Origin of the sequence: Thioclava sp. DLFJ5-1, from assembly GCF_002020115.1 — a bacterium.
Lineage (GTDB): Bacteria > Pseudomonadota > Alphaproteobacteria > Rhodobacterales > Rhodobacteraceae > Thioclava > Thioclava sediminum.
The window spans coordinates 153,027-169,854 of the sequence record NZ_MPZU01000002.1 but is presented as its reverse complement, the minus strand read 5'-3'; the positions used below and the strand labels follow the sequence as shown (position 1 = coordinate 169,854).

The 16,828-nt window shown below is 65.0% G+C and carries 16 protein-coding genes; 5 read left to right on the top strand and 11 right to left on the bottom strand.

The window, feature by feature from the left end; genetic code table 11:
• The first annotated feature begins 127 nt into the window (after positions 1-127).
• Positions 128-1,051: a hypothetical protein gene (locus BMI86_RS08140; protein ID WP_078540616.1), complete on the top strand. Its 924-nt coding sequence runs from the start codon at positions 128-130 to the stop codon at positions 1,049-1,051.
• On the opposite strand, the gene BMI86_RS08135 is transcribed toward BMI86_RS08140, so the two are convergent.
• A complete protein-coding gene (locus BMI86_RS08135; RefSeq protein ID WP_168173817.1) occupies positions 1,013-1,957 on the bottom strand; it encodes a glycosyltransferase family 92 protein in 945 nt (314 codons plus the stop codon). The two genes, BMI86_RS08140 and BMI86_RS08135, sit on opposite strands and share 39 nt — an antisense overlap.
• Positions 1,958-2,223: 266 nt before the next feature.
• On the opposite strand from BMI86_RS08135, the gene BMI86_RS08130 reads away from it, so the two are divergent.
• The 4 genes from BMI86_RS08130 to BMI86_RS08115 all read left to right on the top strand — a co-directional run bounded on the left by BMI86_RS08130 (position 2,224) and on the right by BMI86_RS08115 (position 6,502).
• Positions 2,224-2,520, top strand: a complete 297-nt coding sequence (locus BMI86_RS08130; protein ID WP_152844401.1) for a septum formation initiator family protein — start codon at positions 2,224-2,226, stop codon at positions 2,518-2,520.
• Between the two features lie 182 nt (positions 2,521-2,702).
• Positions 2,703-3,728: a pyruvate dehydrogenase (acetyl-transferring) E1 component subunit alpha gene (gene pdhA / locus BMI86_RS08125; RefSeq protein ID WP_078520888.1), complete on the top strand. Its 1,026-nt coding sequence runs from the start codon at positions 2,703-2,705 to the stop codon at positions 3,726-3,728.
• 14 nt (positions 3,729-3,742) lie between these two features.
• Entirely contained in the window at positions 3,743-5,131 is a 1,389-nt protein-coding gene (locus BMI86_RS08120) for a pyruvate dehydrogenase complex E1 component subunit beta (RefSeq protein ID WP_078540614.1), read from the top strand.
• 12 nt (positions 5,132-5,143) lie between these two features.
• The gene (locus BMI86_RS08115; RefSeq protein ID WP_078540613.1) at positions 5,144-6,502 is read left to right on the top strand and encodes a pyruvate dehydrogenase complex dihydrolipoamide acetyltransferase; all 1,359 of its coding nucleotides are present in this window, start codon (positions 5,144-5,146) and stop codon (positions 6,500-6,502) included.
• Between the two features lie 201 nt (positions 6,503-6,703).
• Here the strand turns inward: BMI86_RS08115 and cysE are convergent, their stop codons facing one another.
• The 10 genes from cysE to fabG all read right to left on the bottom strand — a co-directional run bounded on the left by cysE (position 6,704) and on the right by fabG (position 16,749).
• The gene (cysE, locus tag BMI86_RS08110; protein WP_078540612.1) at positions 6,704-7,510 is read right to left on the bottom strand and encodes a serine O-acetyltransferase; all 807 of its coding nucleotides are present in this window, start codon (positions 7,508-7,510) and stop codon (positions 6,704-6,706) included.
• 29 nt (positions 7,511-7,539) lie between these two features.
• Positions 7,540-7,884, bottom strand: a complete 345-nt coding sequence (locus tag BMI86_RS08105; RefSeq protein ID WP_078540611.1) for a hypothetical protein — start codon at positions 7,882-7,884, stop codon at positions 7,540-7,542.
• 1 nt (position 7,885) lies between these two features.
• Positions 7,886-10,369: a glycoside hydrolase TIM-barrel-like domain-containing protein gene (locus BMI86_RS08100; protein WP_168173816.1), complete on the bottom strand. Its 2,484-nt coding sequence runs from the start codon at positions 10,367-10,369 to the stop codon at positions 7,886-7,888.
• The gene (locus tag BMI86_RS08095) at positions 10,281-10,697 is read right to left on the bottom strand and encodes a hypothetical protein (protein ID WP_246831667.1); all 417 of its coding nucleotides are present in this window, start codon (positions 10,695-10,697) and stop codon (positions 10,281-10,283) included. The genes BMI86_RS08100 and BMI86_RS08095 overlap by 89 nt, the downstream gene beginning before the upstream one ends.
• Before the next feature lie 106 nt (positions 10,698-10,803).
• Complete coding sequence (mltG, locus tag BMI86_RS08090; protein ID WP_078540608.1) at positions 10,804-11,970, bottom strand: endolytic transglycosylase MltG; 1,167 nt, start codon at positions 11,968-11,970, stop codon at positions 10,804-10,806.
• Positions 11,970-13,232 carry a beta-ketoacyl-ACP synthase II gene (gene fabF, locus BMI86_RS08085; RefSeq protein ID WP_078540607.1) on the bottom strand — a complete coding sequence of 421 codons (1,263 nt, stop codon included), beginning with the start codon at positions 13,230-13,232 and terminating at the stop codon, positions 11,970-11,972. The genes mltG and fabF overlap by 1 nt, the downstream gene beginning before the upstream one ends.
• A gap of 121 nt (positions 13,233-13,353) precedes the next feature.
• Entirely contained in the window at positions 13,354-14,763 is a 1,410-nt protein-coding gene (locus BMI86_RS08080; RefSeq protein ID WP_078540606.1) for a GGDEF domain-containing protein, read from the bottom strand.
• Positions 14,764-14,883: 120 nt separating this feature from the next.
• Positions 14,884-15,456 carry an RNA 2',3'-cyclic phosphodiesterase gene (thpR, locus tag BMI86_RS08075; protein WP_078540605.1) on the bottom strand — a complete coding sequence of 191 codons (573 nt, stop codon included), beginning with the start codon at positions 15,454-15,456 and terminating at the stop codon, positions 14,884-14,886.
• A 106-nt stretch (positions 15,457-15,562) separates the two neighbouring features.
• Positions 15,563-15,796 carry an acyl carrier protein gene (locus BMI86_RS08070; RefSeq protein WP_075775036.1) on the bottom strand — a complete coding sequence of 78 codons (234 nt, stop codon included), beginning with the start codon at positions 15,794-15,796 and terminating at the stop codon, positions 15,563-15,565.
• Positions 15,797-16,011: 215 nt separating this feature from the next.
• On the bottom strand, positions 16,012-16,749 hold the full coding sequence (gene fabG, locus BMI86_RS08065) for a 3-oxoacyl-[acyl-carrier-protein] reductase (protein ID WP_078521048.1): 738 nt from the start codon (positions 16,747-16,749) through the stop codon (positions 16,012-16,014).
• Between the last annotated feature and the right edge of the window lie 79 nt (positions 16,750-16,828).

Genomic DNA, 16,828 nt, shown 5'->3' with positions numbered 1-16,828 from the left:
CGGGAGGCGGCCCGCTTTTTGCATCGCACACGACCTTGCGGCGTCGCGCCGGGACACGCTAAAGCTGAACATCCCAGACAGGAAAGGTGCAGGCTCCGTGCAACGACATGTCGTTCTGTTTCGTCGCATGGCGCGGCCGCTCGCGCAGCGTGGGTCGGCCTATATGCGGGCCGAGCAGCTAGTCGAATTGCTGAGACCCCATCTGGATCCGGGGATCACTCTGTTTGTACATCCGTTCCATGCGCTCGTGATGCCGCCGATTGCGATGCGCGCAGTGGCGCGCAGCATTCCGCGCGGCGCGCTGTGTATCTTCGTGAAATCGGCCGCGAAACACCTGACGCGCGCGCATCTGGCCCCGCTGCGCAAACGCGGGATCACCGTCGCGCAGGATGTGGTCGACATGAAGCTGCGCCATGTGCGGCCCGAATTGTTCGACCTGCTGATTGCGGCCTCACTGCGCGGCCAACAGGCGCTGCGAGACCTTTGCGCCGACAAGGGACTGTCCTGCCCGGTCGAGCTGCTGCATCACCATTTCGACCCACGCCTGCAGGCGCTGCCGCTGCCCGAGCGGTCCGGTTTCTCCTGCGGCTATATCGGGCGACCGGACAATGCGATGATCCCCGAGGCGATCCGCGCCGAGGTTGAAACGGTCGATATCTCGGTCGTCGAGGATTTCGAACGCGCCCTGCCCCGGATCGGGAGCTTCGCGCTGCATTATGGGGTGCGCCCCGAGAGCCAGACCGCGCATGGCGTCAATCGCGGCTACAAACCGTTTACGAAGGGCTTCACCGCCGCGGCCTGCAACGCGAATATCCTCGTCAATCGCGATGTCGACGATGCGGTGGAAATGCTCGGTGCGGATTATCCGTTTCTGACCGACCCGACGCCCGAGAGCATCACCAAGACGTTCCGGCTGGCACGGGACAGCTACGGCGGACCGCTCTGGCGTGACGCGCTGGACCGGATGGAGGCGATGCGCGCGGCGGTCGAGCCGGCCGCCCTCGCGCGGCAGTTAACCGAAATTATTACCCGCGCCGCCCCGCTGGGCTGAGAGCGCGTCATAATACGCCACCGCCTTGCGATCCTCGACCGGCGCGCGTTCGATCTCGGCCACTTTTTCTAGCACGCGTTTGCGATACCCTTCGGCGCCGCCGAAATTGATCGGGCCGCGCGCGAGTTTGGTTTCCAGCTCGGCTTTCGACAGCAGATAGTAGTGGTTCAGCTGCAGCGGGCTGGAGGTGAAGAAACTCTCCTGCTTGCGGGCGCGGTTCGACACCACCTGCCCCGCCGCGTTGGCGGTGCGGTCGCCCATATCCACGGTCTCGAAACTATGCACGCCCACCGCGGAGACGCGGGACGGATCGACGATACATTTGAAGCGCAGAAGATCGCTGTCGCGGGCGTAGGGAACCGGCGCGCGATCGGTGAAGGCGCGCGTCACCCAGCCGTCGGGGCGCGTCTCATGGCCCGCATGGCCGAACATGTGCCAGGGCAGCGAGATGTTCGAGTGATCGCCATGCTGCGTGATCGCGTCCATCAGGCTCAGCCCGGGATCGGGGACGAGGAATTCGTCGATATCGATGAAGGCCATGCGCTCGAAATCGGCGCCGAAGGTCGTCACCGCATGGGCATAGGCCCCGACCTGCTGCGAGATGCGGCGCTGCGTTGCCGGATCATAACCCGCCATGCGCCAGGGCGTGACCGTCACGGACGGCGCGAAGGGCGACGCCGCGATCCTGGCCAGCGTGTCGTCAGCGCATCCATTGTCATAGAGAAAGACGTGGCGCGCCCCGGCCGCCGTATGAAATTCCAGCCATTCGAGAATGTAGTCGCCCACGTTCTTCACGATGGCGACGAGGGCCAGCCCCTCGCGCCCTTCGGCTGCGGGCGGCGCGGTGATGCCGAAGAGACGCATCTTCTTCGACCCGACCGCCTTGATGAACCCGGAGATGCTCACATACGCGCCTTTCCTGCTGCGAAACCTGCCTAGCCAGATGCGCGCGCGGGGGCAAGTCTGCGCGCATGCGGGGCCACGCGTGCGAGGCGGACCGCTGAATGCGCAACACAGTGCGCAACGGCATGCGAAATCTTTGCAGAATTGATCATCCGGGGGATTCCAATGACGAATCACATGTGACATGATTCGAGACACAGGGCCCGTCAGAGGCCGTGGCGCGGGTCTGGGGGACAGGCACGCGACCAGCGAAGAAGCGAGGCAGGACAATGGTGATGAGACGCCCCACGATCGGGCCTCTGATTTTCGTGACCGTAGCGGTGGTGCTGGGCGCCTATTTCGCCTTTGCCGCCGTGCAGGGGCGTTACGGGATTCTCAGCCGCGTGCAGATCGAAGCGGAGATCGACGCCAAGCGCGCCGAGCGTGATGCCCTGCGCGCCAAGGTCGACCGGATGGCCAACCTGACCCATCGCCTCTCCGACGATTACCTCGATCTGGACCTCCTCGACAGCCGGGCGCGCGAAGTGCTGGGCGCGATGCGCTCGGACGAGATCGTGATCCGCTGAGAGCCTTACAGGTCTGCCCATTTTCGCGGCACAAACATCGCTCGAAAACCGCCTCACCGGCCCTAGTTGAAACGTGAGCGCCATTCCTGCCCTGCGATACCGCAGGGTCATTGCCTTCGGCCCGGCATTGTTGTAAGGAATGGTTTAACGCTAAACTATTCCGGCCAAGGGAGGTCTGACCAATGGCAGCACGGAAAGGCTCGGCGAGCGGCGCCAAAGCGGGCGCGAATGTCTCGGCCGAGGAACTCAAGCAATATTACCATGACATGCTGCTGATCCGGCGCTTCGAAGAGAAGGCGGGTCAGCTTTACGGCATGGGTCTGATCGGCGGCTTCTGCCACCTCTATATCGGGCAGGAAGCGGTGGTCGTCGGCCTCGAGGCTGCGGCGAAGGAAGGCGACAAGCGCGTCACCTCCTATCGCGACCACGGACACATGCTCGCGTGCGGGATGGACCCGAAAGGCGTGATGGCCGAGCTCACGGGCCGCGACGGCGGCTACTCGAAGGGCAAAGGCGGCTCGATGCACATGTTCTCGAAAGAGAAGCATTTCTACGGCGGCCACGGCATCGTCGCGGCGCAGGTGCCGATCGGCGCGGGCCTCGCCTTCGCGGATAAGTACAAGGGCAACGACAACGTCACCTTCACCTATTTCGGCGATGGTGCGGCGAACCAGGGTCAGGTCGCAGAGACCTACAACATGGCGCAGCTTTGGGATCTTCCGGTCGTCTTCGTGATCGAGAACAACCAATACGCCATGGGCACCAGCGTGAAGCGCGCGACCAAGTCGCCCGACTTCTACGAGCGCGGCATCGCCTATGGCATCGCGGGCGAAGAAGTCGACGGGATGGACGTGCTGGCGGTGAAGCAGGCCGGCGAGAAGGCCGTCGCGCACTGCCGCTCGGGCAAGGGCCCCTACATCCTCGAGATCAAGACCTATCGCTATCGCGGCCACTCGATGTCGGACCCGGCGAAATACCGGACCCGCGAAGAGGTGCAGAAGATGCGCGAAGAGCGCGACGCGATCGAGCATATCCGCCAGCTTCTGCTGACCGGCAAGCACGCGACCGAGGACGAGCTCAAGCAGGTCGACAAGGATATCAAGGCGATCGTCAACGGCGCCGCCGATTTCGCCAAGGAGAGCCCCGAGCCCTCCGCGGATGAACTTTACACCGACATCTATACCGATGTCGCGCCGCAGAACGCCTGAGGGGGGAAAGACAGATGGCAACCAAGATTCTGATGCCCGCGCTCTCGCCCACGATGGAAGAGGGCACGCTGGCGAAATGGCTCAAGAAAGAGGGTGACGAGATTTCGGCCGGTGACATCATCGCCGAGATCGAGACCGACAAGGCCACGATGGAATTCGAAGCGGTCGACGAAGGCACGCTGGGCAAAATCCTCGTCGCCGAAGGCACCTCCGGCGTGAAGGTCAACGACCCGATCGCGGTGATGCTGGAAGAAGGCGAAGACGCCTCCGCCGCCGAAGAGGCCGAAGCGCCCGATACCGGGTCGGACGCCGCCGAAAGCGACGACGAAGGCGAGCCCGCGAAGGCTCCCGCTCAGGCGAAATCCTCGGACGACGACATGCCCAAGCCCGACACCACGCCGGATTGGCCCGAAGGCACGCCGATGAAGACGCAGACCGTCCGCGAGGCGCTGCGCGACGCGATGGCCGAAGAGATGCGCTCCGACGACAGCGTGTTCGTGATGGGCGAGGAAGTCGCCGAATACCAGGGCGCCTACAAGGTCACGCAAGGGCTCTTGGACGAGTTCGGCGACCGCCGCGTGATCGACACCCCGATCACCGAGCATGGTTTTGCCGGTCTCGGCGTCGGTGCGGCCTTCGGTGGCCTGCGCCCGATCGTCGAATTCATGACCTTCAACTTCGCCATGCAGGCGATGGACCAGATCATCAACTCGGCCGCGAAGACGCTCTACATGTCGGGCGGCCAGATGGGCGCGCCGATGGTGTTCCGCGGTCCGAACGGTGCAGCAGCCCGTGTGGCGGCCCAGCACAGCCAAGATTACGGCGCATGGTATGCCCATGTTCCGGGTCTGAAAGTGGTGCAGCCCTATTCGGCAGCCGATGCTAAAGGCCTGCTGAAATCGGCGATCCGCGACCCGAACCCGGTGATCTTCCTCGAAAACGAGATCCTTTACGGGCGTTCGTTCGAGGTGCCGGATCTGGAGGACTTCACCATCCCCTTCGGCAAGGCGAAGATCTGGCGCGAAGGGTCGGATGTCACCATCGTCAGCTGGGGCATCGGCATGAGCCACGCTCTGGAAGCCGCCGACAAGCTCGAGAAAGAGGGCATCGACGCGGAAGTGATCGACCTGCGCACCCTGCGCCCGGTGGATTACGACACGGTGCTCGCCTCGGTGCGCAAGACCAACCGCTGCGTGACCGTCGAGGAAGGCTTCCCCGTGGCAAGCTTCGGCAACCACCTGTCGGCCGTGATCATGGAGCGCGCCTTCGACTGGCTCGACGCGCCGGTGATCAACTGCACCGGCAAGGACGTGCCCATGCCCTACGCGGCCAACCTCGAGAAAATGGCGCTCGTGACCTCGGACGAGGTCGTCGATGCGGTCAAAAAAGTCACCTACCGGTAAGGGGATAGCGCAATGGCAACCCAGATTTTGATGCCCGCCCTGTCGCCCACGATGGAGGAAGGCACGCTCGCGAAATGGCTCGTGAAAGAGGGGGACGAAGTCTCCTCTGGCGACATCATCGCGGAAATCGAGACCGACAAGGCCACGATGGAATTCGAGGCCGTGGATGAAGGCGTGATCGGCAAGATCCTCGTCTCGGAAGGCACCTCCGGCGTGAAGGTCAACGACCCGATCGCCGTGCTGCTGGAAGAGGGCGAGGATGCCTCCGCCGTGGACGAGGCCGAGAGCCCCGTTCCCGGTGAGGCGCAAGCCGAAGCCGCCGAGGATGCGAAAGAGACCAAGGACGCCGACAGCGCGCCCGCGAAGCAAAGCGGATCGAAGTCGGCCCCGAGCGCCGCGCCGAAGACCGAGAAAGCGCCCGCCGCCCCGCAGGATGCGGATGGCAAGCGCGTCTTCGCCTCGCCGCTCGCACGCCGCATCGCCGCCGACAAGGGCGTCGATCTGTCCGCGCTCAAGGGCTCGGGTCCGAAAGGTCGTATCGTGAAGGCCGATGTCGAAGCCGCTGAAGGTGGCAAGGCAGCCCCGGCCAAGGCGGACGCGCCGAAAGCGGAGGCCGCGGCCCCTGCCCCGGCAGCACCGACCGTCTCCTCCTCGGCCATCGCCAAGATGTATGAGGGGCGCGACTACGAGGAGATCGAGCTCAACGGGATGCGCAAGACGATCGCCGCGCGTCTCACCGAGGCCAAGCAGACGATCCCGCATTTCTACCTGCGCCGCTCGGTCAAGCTCGACGCGCTGATGAAATTCCGCTCGCAGCTCAACAAGCAGCTCGAGGGGCGCGGCGTGAAGCTGTCGGTCAACGACTTCATCATCAAGGCCTGCGCGCTGGCGCTGCAATCGGTGCCGGATGCGAATGCGGTCTGGGCCGGTGACAAGGTGTTCAAGCTGAAGCCCTCGGACGTGGCCGTCGCGGTCGCAATCGAAGGCGGGCTGTTCACCCCGGTGCTGAAGGATGCGGAGATGAAGTCGCTCTCGACGCTGTCCGCGGAGATGAAGGACCTCGCCACCCGTGCGCGCGACCGCAAGCTCGCGCCGCATGAATATCAGGGCGGCAGCTTCGCGATCTCCAATCTCGGCATGTTCGGGATCGAGAATTTCGACGCGGTCATCAACCCGCCGCATGGCGCGATCCTCGCCGTCGGCGCAGGGATCAAACAGCCGGTCGTGAATGACGAGGGCGAGATCGAAGTGGCGACCGTCATGTCGATGACGCTCTCGGTCGATCACCGCGTGATCGACGGGGCGCTCGGCGCGGAGCTGATGAAGGCGATCTGCGAGAACCTTGAGAACCCGATGCTGATGCTGGCCTGATCGGGCCGTACAGTCTGAAACGCAGGAAAGGGGGGCGCTGCCCCCCTTTTCGCATTCGCGAATTCACCCCCCGGGATATTTCCACCAAGGGGAAGACCCATGCGCGAGGTCTGAATTCGCGAGCGTGCTCATCGCAGACCTGTTCGCGACATGAAAAAAGCGGGGCTGAAGCCCCGCCTGTCTAATCCATATGAAATGCTCTCACTTGCTGTGCAAAAGCTGATCCATCTCGCGCGCGGGACGGTCGCAGCCCGCCTCGCCCACGATCTTCGCGGGAACCCCGGCTACGGTCTTGCAGCACGGCACGTCTTCCAGCACCACCGAACCCGCCGCGATCCGGCTGTAATCGCCGACATGGATATTGCCGAGCACCTTCGCACCCGCCCCGATCAGCACGCCATTGCCGATCTTCGGGTGACGCTCTTCGTCTTCCTTGCCGGTCCCGCCAAGCGTCACCGAATGCAGCATCGAGACATTGTCGCCCACGACAGCCGTTTCGCCGATCACGATCGAATGGGCATGGTCCATCATGATGCCGCGCCCGATCTTCGCGCCGGGATGGATGTCCACGCCGAACAGCTCGGAGGTCCGCATCTGCACGAAATAGGCCATGTCGCGGCGACCGTTCGTGAACAGCCAATGCGCGATCCGGTAGCTTTGCAGCGCCTGAAACCCCTTGAAGAACAACAGCGGCTGGATCAGCCGGTGGCAGGCCGGGTCGCGCTCGTGCACGGCCACCAGATCGGCCCGCGCCGCCTGCCCCAAGGCAGGATCGGCAGCGAAAGCTTCCTCGGCGATCTCACGCAGAAGCTGCTCGCTCATCTCCGCCGAGGCCAATTTCATCGAGAAACGATAGGCCAGCGCCCGTTCGAGCGTCGGATGATGCAAGAGCCCGGCATGGATCAAGGACCCCAGAAGCGGCTCGTCGCGCACCGCAGCCCGCGCCTCGTCGCAAATCTGCGTCCAGACCGGATCGACGGTGGTAACCTTGGCCATCTGCTTGTTCATCGGATTACTCCCTCTTCGCGCGCAAGAACTTAACACATAGGCTTTCCGGCGAATAAAGGAAGGGGCGTTTCGTCATTTCGCTTAAGGGGCTGTCGCGTCAAGCGCCACGCGGCCATCCCCGCACAGACATAGCCCAGCGCCTGCAGATAGCGCGGATCGCCCGGCCCGGCCTTCGCCCGCGGCAGGCCCAGCGCCATGCTCAGAACCGAGCCGTTCCCCCAGTGCGGATGCGCGCGGCGGAATCGCTTGCAATAGAGGTCCGCCGCATGAACCCGGTCGAGGAGTCGGTGAAGCCGGTCCATGCGCCGCGCATCGGGCCAGAGCATCACCACCCGCGCCAACGCCATCACATCGCCGTCCAGTACCGCGCGCATCTCACCCCGCCCAGGTCAGCCGCGCCGGCAGCCCCGGCCCGAAGACATCCGAGACCTGCGCCACCTCGAAGCTCGGCGCGCCGATCATCCCGTCTTCCGCGCGCTCTGCCGCGCCATAGGTCCAATCCGGCGCGCTCACGATCACCTCGCGCCGGACCGCCTGCCCTTCGAGCACCCTCACCCGATAGCGCTCCGACACCTCGCACAAAGGCACGTCCAGCGCCTCCCAGTCGTCGCCCCCGATCCGGGTCCGCCGCAGCCAACTCAGCCGCAGATCACCGCCCAGCGCCTGCGTGCGCAAATGACAGGGCGACAAGGGTCGCAGCCCGATGCCCGCAAAGGCCTGAACCGTATGAATATAGGACGGGTCATCATAGCCCCGCCCCGCCGGTCCCACCCGGTAGTGACGCGCTTGATTTCGCGCCGAGGGCGGCACCTCGATCTGGCGCGGCGCCCCGTCGAGCAGCACGACGACCGAACCTTCCGGCCACGCACCGGGCATCAGCGCATCGCTCCCAGCCTGCCCGCGCAAGCGCATCGAGACATCCCAGACGCCCGGCTCCACGGGCTCGGCGGCCCGGAACTGGAACACCTCCCAGAGATCAGACGAGCCATCCCCGATCGCCATCGCGTTCAGTCCCGCCAACACACCCTCTTCGCTCGCGCTTTCCAAGGCCCCCGACAGCATCTTTACGCGCAAGCTCGGCCCGCGATCCCAGAGCCCGCTCTGCGCATGCGGCAAGATCGTCTGTGTCACCCCGATCGCGGCTTGCGTCTCGATCTTGGTATTCAGCGCATAGCCCGCATCCTCGAGCGCGGAATACAGAGCTGCCGCTCCCGGCCAAGGGCTCGCCGTGACGGCCAGATGCGGCGCATAAGGATCTTCCGCGCCTGTCAGCAATGGCAAATCAAGGAATACCGGTGTGACTGGCACAGGCGGCGTGAAGCTCTCGATCCGCGCAACTTCGTCGGTCTCTTCCGAGGCCTCATAGATCCCCAGCTCCACCCGGACCGCTTCCACGCGGATCGCTTCGGCGCGCTCCATCCGGTCGATCCGGTAGCGCCGCGCGCCCTCCTCGGTCTGCAGCACCACGACATCCCCCGGCCCGAGCCACCCCATCGAGGGTGGAAGCGTGAACTGCGCCGTATCGCGCGCCACGCGCGCCTCCGAGAGCCAGCGGTTCACCACGCGCATTCCCTCCGCCCGCGTCAGCGCCAGGGGCGCCTCGCTCGCAGAGGCGGGTCCGTTTTCCTCGTCGGGGAAGATCGCTTCGACGGCGCGGGTTTCGAAACTGCCATCGGCCTCGACATAGGCCAGTCGCACACGTCCCGCGATCTCCGCCTCCGGCGCGCGGCGCGTCTCAAGGCTCTGATCGTCGCCATCCAGCGCCAGTAGCGGAGGCATCACCTCCGCATCGACTGACGCATCGCGCATCCGGAACACCAGCACCCCGTCGCGCTCCACCGCATCGAAACCGTAGATCAGGCTCAGCGACTGCAACGCGCCGCGCGGCGTGATCCCCCCGGGCATCGCATATCCGCGCACCACCCCGTGCAGCGCGCTTACATCGAACACCTCGACCCCCGCCAGCGCACAAATCTCGCCCACGACATGCGCCAGAGGCTGTGCCGTCGCCCGCCCCGAAATCCAATGCCCCCGCGCGTAATTCGCCGCGTCGTCCCACACCTCCGGCAGACCGGGAAATTGCGGATAGGGCCGCACATCCCACGCCCAGACATGCGCGCGCGCCATATCCACCATCGGCCCACCGTAATATTCCGAGATCGGATTGTTGGCCTCTGCCCCCCAATACTCGGTCATCGCCCGCAGATATTGCATCTGGATGTAATCATCGCGCCGCCCATCCGAGTAATGCGGCAGCGCGCTTTCCGAGCTTTTCGGGTCGAGGAACTTGTTGGGCTCGTTCGTACCCTTGTCGATCGCCGCGCAGCCCAACTCATCGACCCAGGCCGCGTCGAATTGCGGGCCCCGCAGCGCCTCGGGCTCATAGGCCGAGAAGGCCTGCGCCGTCGCCCCGTTCGGCCAGACAAGCCGCCTGCGCCCCGCTTCCCAATCGGGCCTGCGGTCGGGCGGAGAGCAGGCCAAGATCCCGCTCTCCCCCATCACCATCACATCGCGCACCTGATCGAAGGTCTCGCCGACCAGCGCCACGCGCCGCGCCTTCCCGGGGTCGAGCGGGCGTGCGCCTTCCACCTGCGCACGCACCCACTCGGCCCCGGCCCGCGTCTTGCCCGCGCCGCGTCCGCCCATGATCACCCAGGACTTCCAATCCCCCTCGGGCGGAAGCTGATGATCGAGCGCCCAGAACTCGAAGATCCAGGGCAGCGCGAGCAATGCATTGTCGTCGAGCCCGTCGAGAAACGCCTCGACGCTCTCAGGCGTCGCGGAGGCGAGCCAGGCGGCGCCCGATTTCAGCTCTGGCGGCATCGAAGTCGAGCGCGCCATCGCGTCCGGCGGCGACACCTGCCAGCTGTCTGCGGAGTTTCTCGACACGCGATCGTTCCTCCATCACCAAATGAAAAGCGGTGCGGAGGTCCTTGACCGCCTGCACCGCCGCTTTCGCCTCGGATATGTCGCCGCGCCGCACCCCCTGCAGCGCCTGCGCCAGCTCCTCGGCCACGTCCCGATAGAGCGCTTCGGTCTGATCCAGAAGATCGACCGGCGCCCCCGCCTCGTTCACTTTGTTGTCTTGCATCACTGACGAACCCACCCGTTCCAAGTTGGTTCGTTCGAGAGTCATGAAAAAACGCCGTCGGGTTTCCCCGCGGCGCTTGCCCACTTCTCCTAGCATGCCAAATCTCTACCCGAGAGCGTTCGCAAAGTCAAGCTCTAAATTCTGGGTTGTGCAATCTGGTCAAGAAAAAACCCCGGCGCAAACCGGGGTTCTTTCTGCTTTATCAGTTGCTTGACGCGTCTTCCTGACGCTGTTTCTCGATCTCGCGCCACTTCGCTACGTTCCGATTATGCTCCTCGATCGTGCTCGAGAACGCATGTCCACCGGAGCCATCGGCTACGAAGAACAGGTAGTCGGTCGAATCGGGATGCAGCGCCGCCTCGATGGCCGCCTTGCCCGGATTCGCGATCGGTCCGGGCGGCAGCCCGTCGATGACATAGGTGTTGTAGGGCGTCGCCTTGCGCAGCTCGGACTGGCGCAGACCGCGGCCCAGCACGCCCTTGCCTTCGGTCACGCCGTAGATCACCGTCGGGTCGGTCTGCAGACGCATCCCCTTCTCGAGGCGATTGATGAAGACGCTCGCCACTTCCGGGCGCTCTTGCGGCACACCGGTTTCCTTCTCGACGATCGACGCCATCGTCAGCGCCTGCTGCGGATTGTCATAGGGCAGCCCCTCGGCGCGTCCGTCCCAGGCATCCGCGAGGATTTTCGACTGGCGATCGGCCATCAGATCGATCAGTGCCTGCCGGTCGGCGCCGCGCGTCACCTCGTAGCTGTCAGGTGCAAGCGTGCCTTCGCCCGGCACCCCGTCGATCTTGCCCGACAGGAAGCTCGCTTCCTGCAGCCCCTGCACGATCTGCCAGCTGGTCACACCGTCGACCACCGTCACGCGGGTGCGGACATCGGCACGGTCGGCCTTGTCCTCGAACCCTTCGGGCGGCTTCTCGCTCTCGGGATTGTACTCCGCGACCTTCTGATAATCGCCCGTAGTCGGGTCCAGCTCGCGCAGTAGCACTTCGTTGCCGTTCACGCCGATCCGGAACACCAGTTCCGAGCCGCAGGTCGAAGGCCCGCCCGACGTGATCTGCCCGACGATGGACTGCATCGAAGCGTTCGGCTCGATCAGGTAGGAGCCGAATTTAAGCTTGTCGGCCTTTTCCTCATACTGCGCGCCCGTGCGGAACAGATAGGAGGACGAGATCGCCCCCTTGTCTTTCAGACTGGACGACACGCCCTGCAGGCTTTCGCCCGGCGCGACGCGAAGGCACATCGCCTCGGCCAGCGGGCCCGGCTCGACATATTGGTTCTTCGCCCAGGCGACCAACCCGCCCAGAGCGACGAGAATGACGATCAGCAGCGTCAGGAAATTCGAGACGATGTTACGCCACATCAGCTATCCACCTTGCCCATCACGAGGCTCGCATTGGTGCCACCGAAGCCGAAGCTGTTGGACAGCGCGACGTCGATCTTGCGCTTGACCGCGGTCTTCGGCGCGAGGTCGATCACGGCCTCTTCCGGCGGATTTTCCAGATTCAGCGTCGGCGGTGCGATCTGATCGCGGATCGCGAGGATCGAGAAGATCGCCTCCACCGCGCCGGCAGCCCCCAGAAGGTGGCCGACCGAGGACTTGGTCGAGCTCATCGTGGCTTTCGAGGCCGCGTCGCCCAGCAGGCGCTGCACCGCGCCCAGTTCGATCACGTCGGCCATGGTCGAAGTGCCATGCGCGTTGATGTAATCCACCTGATCGGGGTTCAGATCGGCCCGCTCCAGCGCGGCTTTCATCGCGCGGAAGCCACCATCGCCATCCTCGGACGGCGCGGTGATGTGATAGGCGTCGCCCGACAGACCATAGCCCAGCACCTCGGCATAGATCTTCGCGCCGCGCGCCTTGGCGTGCTCATATTCCTCCAGCACGACGCAGCCCGCGCCCTCGCCCATCACGAACCCGTCGCGATCGGCATCCCACGGACGGCTCGCAGCCTCCGGCTCGTTACCGCGCTTCGTGGACAGCGCCTTGCAGGCATTGAAGCCCGCGATGCCGATCTCCGAGATCGGGCTCTCCGCGCCGCCCGCGACCATCACATCGGCATCGCCGAGCATGATCAGGCGCGCCGCATCGCCAATGGCATGCGCGCCGGTCGAACAGGCGGTCACGACCGCATGGTTCGGCCCCTTGAAGCCGAAGCGGATCGAGACCTGTCCCGAGACGAGGTTGATCAGCGCGCCCGGAATGAAGAACGGGCTGACCCGGCGGACGCCCTTTTCCTTGATCAGTACGGCCGTATCCGCGATCGAGCTGAGGCCGCCGATCCCCGAGCCGATCATCACACCGGTGCGCAGACGGCTCTCTTCGTCCTGCGGCTCCCAGCCGGAATCCTTCACCGCCTGCGTCGCCGCGGTCATCCCGTAGAGGATGAAATCGTCGACCTTGCGCTGCTCTTTCGGCTCCATCCAGTCATCGGCATTGAATGTGCCGTCGGACCCGTCGCCCAGCGGAATCTCGCAGGCGTATTTCGTGGTCACATTGGACGCATCGAAGCGCGAGATCGCGCCCGCCCCCGATTGTCCCGCGATAAGCCGCGACCAGGTCTCCTCGACGCCGCAAGCCAGCGGCGTGACCATTCCCAGACCCGTGACTACTACCCGACGCATGCCCGACCTCTTTCTCAGCCAAATATCTTGGCAGACCTGATACACGGGGGCGCGCAAAGGCGCAATCATAACCCATTGCGACAGGCGGGTTACCGTTCAGGACGGACGGCGCGTGAGGGGGCTAGCGTTGCGGGGCGCGAACCGGTTCAGTCTGCCGTGCCGGGAGCGTCGGCACAGCCGTCGGCGCCCGCCCCGCGCTCAGGGGCGGCAACGCCTGCGCGGTACAGCGCATCTGAGCGGTGGGCGGCGCCAGCAACACCCGGTCGCGCCCGCCATTCTTCGCCGCGTAGAGCGCCCCGTCGGCGCGCGCATAGAGGCTCCGCAGCTCCTCGCCGCGCTCCCATTCGGCCACCCCGATCGAGACAGTGACCTGCAGCGCCGCGCCGTACTGATCCTCGAAACGCAGCCCCGCCACACAGGCGCGCAGCCGCTCCGCCACTTCGAGCGCCTCGACCAGCCCTGCCCCCGGCAGGATCACCGAGAATTCCTCGCCGCCGACCCGCGCCATCGTATCCTCCAGCCGCAGCTGCGCCCGCATCGCCCGCGCCGTGCGGCGCAGAACGCGATCGCCCAGAGAATGCCCGCCCAGATCGTTGATCTGCTTGAAATGGTCGAGATCGACCATCAGCGCCGTGAAAGGCACCTGCTCGCGCATCCCCTGCGTGAAATACTGCGCGAAACGCCGCCCGAGCATCTCCCGGTTGAACAGCCCCGTCAGCCCGTCGCGCATCGCCCGGTTCACCAGCTCCCGCTCGGCCTTGCGGCGCGCATGATCCACCCGCTCCAGTGACACGGCCATCAGGATGATCAGCCCGATATTCACCCCCACGATGGTCGCGACCAGCAACAGCAGCTCCGCGCGCACCTGACTCCCCTGATCGCTGAGCAGGTAGAACGTGCCCAGCAGGAAGGGCGCGACGACCCCCAGAAGCATCTGCGCCCGTGCCTGCCGCCCCGAGGCATGCTCGTTGAGCAGCACCCGCATCACCCCACGATCGCTGCGGCAGATGAGCCCCGCATAGGCGAGACACATGATCGCCAGCGCCGCCCCGATCGACACGCCCTCCGCCAGCCGGCTGGTCGCGATACTGTGCGACAGCAGGTACATCAAAGCCCCGCCGAACACCGTCAGATAGGCAATCGTTCCAAACAGATAAGCACCCGCCTCCAGCGCGAAGAACCCCGCCGCGGTGATCCCCAGGAGCGCGGCCGCGCCTCCCCCGATCGCCCGCGCACCGCTCAGGTCATAGACCTCCGCAAAGTTCGAGAACAGGCACAGCAACAGCGTTCCCGCCGCCAGCCCGCGCGCCACATTCGGCGCCTCGCGCCGAAACGCAATCGCGCCCGCCATCGCCAGAATGGCCAGCGCCGTCCACGCGCCCATCGCGTTCCACGACGTGAGCGCGCGCACGACCATATCCTCGCCCGACAGCGCGGTGGCCATCTGCGCCAGCAGAGCCAACCCCGCAAGCGCGGCGGCGAAAACCAAAAGAGGACGGATCAGAACCCGAGCCCGGCGAAACACAGACATAACGTGACCTCAACTGCGCGGGCAGAAGGGCATTTTACATAAGCACCCGCGACCTCTCCAAGGGACGCCTAATTCGTTAACGAAGGGTTAACAGCCGCGCGGGCACGATTGCACTTTCGGTCAGGTCTTCGCGAATTGCACAGATTTTTCATCCGGATAGCGCATTAAAACGTCATGCCGCGGCGGCCCGTGTCCCAGCATGGACTGGATCAACGCCACCTGCTCGGGCGTGAAGGCGGGCAGCTTCACAGCGCCTTCCGCCGCCATGAGTCGCCCCAGCCGCAACAAATCCCCCGGAGATGCGCGCTTGCCGAACCGCGCCAGGGTGACATGCGGGCGAAACCGCCGCCGCGGCAGGTCGATCTCCGCCAGACGCGCAGCGCCCATCACCGCGCGGTGCCAACGGTCGAGGTTGGGATCGGCCTGCACGCCCAGCACCAGCGCCTCCGGTCGCGCGGCACTGCCGAAAATCTCCAGCCCCGCCAGCACCACCTCCGGCCCGGGCGCCCAGTCGATGGCCCGCAGCCCCTCGTCCAGCGCCTCGAGCTGGCCTGCGTCGATCTCGCCTAGAAACGCCAGCGTCAGGTGCAGGTTCTCGGGCTGCACGATCCGGCCCGCGCCCAGAGCCTGCTGCAACCGCTCGATGGCCTCGACATGCGCCTCGGGCAGCTCGATCGCGACGAAACTCCGCATCTTCCCTCCCCCGAACGCAGGCGCGCGCTTTGCGCAAAAGAAAAGCGGCGCTCCGGTTCCCCGAAGCGCCGCCCTTAACTCTCTCTCAGCGTTAGCCGTAAAAGGCTTACTGCGCTTCCGAGATGAATTTCACCGCATCGCCGACGGTCTGAATGTTCTCGGCGGCGTCATCGGGGATCTCGATGCCGAACTCTTCTTCGAAGGCCATGACCAGCTCGACCGTGTCGAGGCTGTCCGCACCGAGGTCGTCGATGAACGAGGCGCTCTCAGTGACCTTGTCCTCTTCCACGCCGAGATGCTCCACGACGATCTTCTTCACGCGATCAGCGATGTCGCTCATGTCAATTCCTCAAAGTTTATAGGGCCTAGCCCGTTCATGCTTGCTCGATTACGAGCGTCTCAACCCGCGCGCCCCGGGTCAACCCGAAGACCGCAATTCAGAGCCGTGGCTTTTCCGCCCGGCCCGTCTGCAGCGCTCTTAGCGATTGCCGTGGCCCATGGCAAGACGTTTCTCTATCCTATCAAAGGCCTTCGTGCCCTAGGGTCACAAAGACGTCAGGCCATCGTCCCGCCGCCATTGACGTGCAGCACCGCACCGGTGACGTAGCCCGCCTCGGGACTTGCGATGTAGCGCACCGCAGCCGCGATTTCTTCCGGCGTGCCCATGCGCCCGGCCGGGATACCCGACAGGATCGCGTCCTTCTGAGCCTCGGTGAGCTTTTCCGTCATCGGCGTCTCGATGAAGCCCGGCGCCACGCAGTTCACCGTCACGCCGCGCGTCGCGACTTCCTGCGCGAGCGATTTCGACGCACCAACGAGACCCGCCTTGGCGGCCGCATAGTTCACCTGACCGGGATTGCCGGTCTGCCCGACAACGGAGGTGATGTTGATGATCCGGCCCCAACGCGCTTTCATCATGGGGCGAAGAACCGCACGCATCAGGCGGAACGCCGCCGTCAGGTTCACGTCGATCACCGATTGCCAATCCTCGTCCGACATCCGCATCGTCAGCTGGTCCCGCGTGATGCCGGCATTGTTCACGAGAATGTCGAGACCACCCATCGCCTCGATCGCCGCTTTCGGCAGCGCCTCGACCGATTCCGGATCGCTCAGATTCGCCGGGCAAACATACGCGCCCTCGCCCAGCTCGGCGGCCAGTGCCTCGAGCGGCTCGACCCGCGTGCCCGACAGTGCCACCGATGCACCGCCCGCATGGAGGGCCCGCGCGATTTCGGCGCCGATCCCGCCAGAAGCCCCGGTGACAAGCGCGCGTTTGCCTTTCAGATCGAACATCATGCTACCTCTTATCTAAGTTGGCGCTCTCTTAGCAGCGAAAGCGCCGTTAGGGAACTCTAAGTGCCACACGCCATGG

Bases quoted from the DNA above. Each gene is read 5' to 3' on its own strand.
- BMI86_RS08140 (WP_078540616.1), top strand. From the start codon at position 128: ATGGCGCGGCCGCTCGCGCAGCGTGGGTCGGCCTATATGCGGGCCGAG.
- BMI86_RS08130 (WP_152844401.1), top strand. From the start codon at position 2,224: ATGGTGATGAGACGCCCCACGATCGGGCCTCTGATTTTCGTGACCGTA.
- pdhA (WP_078520888.1), top strand. From the start codon at position 2,703: ATGGCAGCACGGAAAGGCTCGGCGAGCGGCGCCAAAGCGGGCGCGAAT.
- BMI86_RS08120 (WP_078540614.1), top strand. From the start codon at position 3,743: ATGGCAACCAAGATTCTGATGCCCGCGCTCTCGCCCACGATGGAAGAG.
- BMI86_RS08115 (WP_078540613.1), top strand. From the start codon at position 5,144: ATGGCAACCCAGATTTTGATGCCCGCCCTGTCGCCCACGATGGAGGAA.
- cysE (WP_078540612.1), bottom strand. From the start codon at position 7,510: ATGAACAAGCAGATGGCCAAGGTTACCACCGTCGATCCGGTCTGGACG.
- BMI86_RS08105 (WP_078540611.1), bottom strand. From the start codon at position 7,884: ATGCGCGCGGTACTGGACGGCGATGTGATGGCGTTGGCGCGGGTGGTG.
- BMI86_RS08095 (WP_246831667.1), bottom strand. From the start codon at position 10,697: ATGCTAGGAGAAGTGGGCAAGCGCCGCGGGGAAACCCGACGGCGTTTT.
- mltG (WP_078540608.1), bottom strand. From the start codon at position 11,970: ATGTGGCGTAACATCGTCTCGAATTTCCTGACGCTGCTGATCGTCATT.
- fabF (WP_078540607.1), bottom strand. From the start codon at position 13,232: ATGCGTCGGGTAGTAGTCACGGGTCTGGGAATGGTCACGCCGCTGGCT.
- BMI86_RS08080 (WP_078540606.1), bottom strand. From the start codon at position 14,763: ATGTCTGTGTTTCGCCGGGCTCGGGTTCTGATCCGTCCTCTTTTGGTT.
- thpR (WP_078540605.1), bottom strand. From the start codon at position 15,456: ATGCGGAGTTTCGTCGCGATCGAGCTGCCCGAGGCGCATGTCGAGGCC.
- BMI86_RS08070 (WP_075775036.1), bottom strand. From the start codon at position 15,796: ATGAGCGACATCGCTGATCGCGTGAAGAAGATCGTCGTGGAGCATCTC.
- fabG (WP_078521048.1), bottom strand. From the start codon at position 16,749: ATGTTCGATCTGAAAGGCAAACGCGCGCTTGTCACCGGGGCTTCTGGC.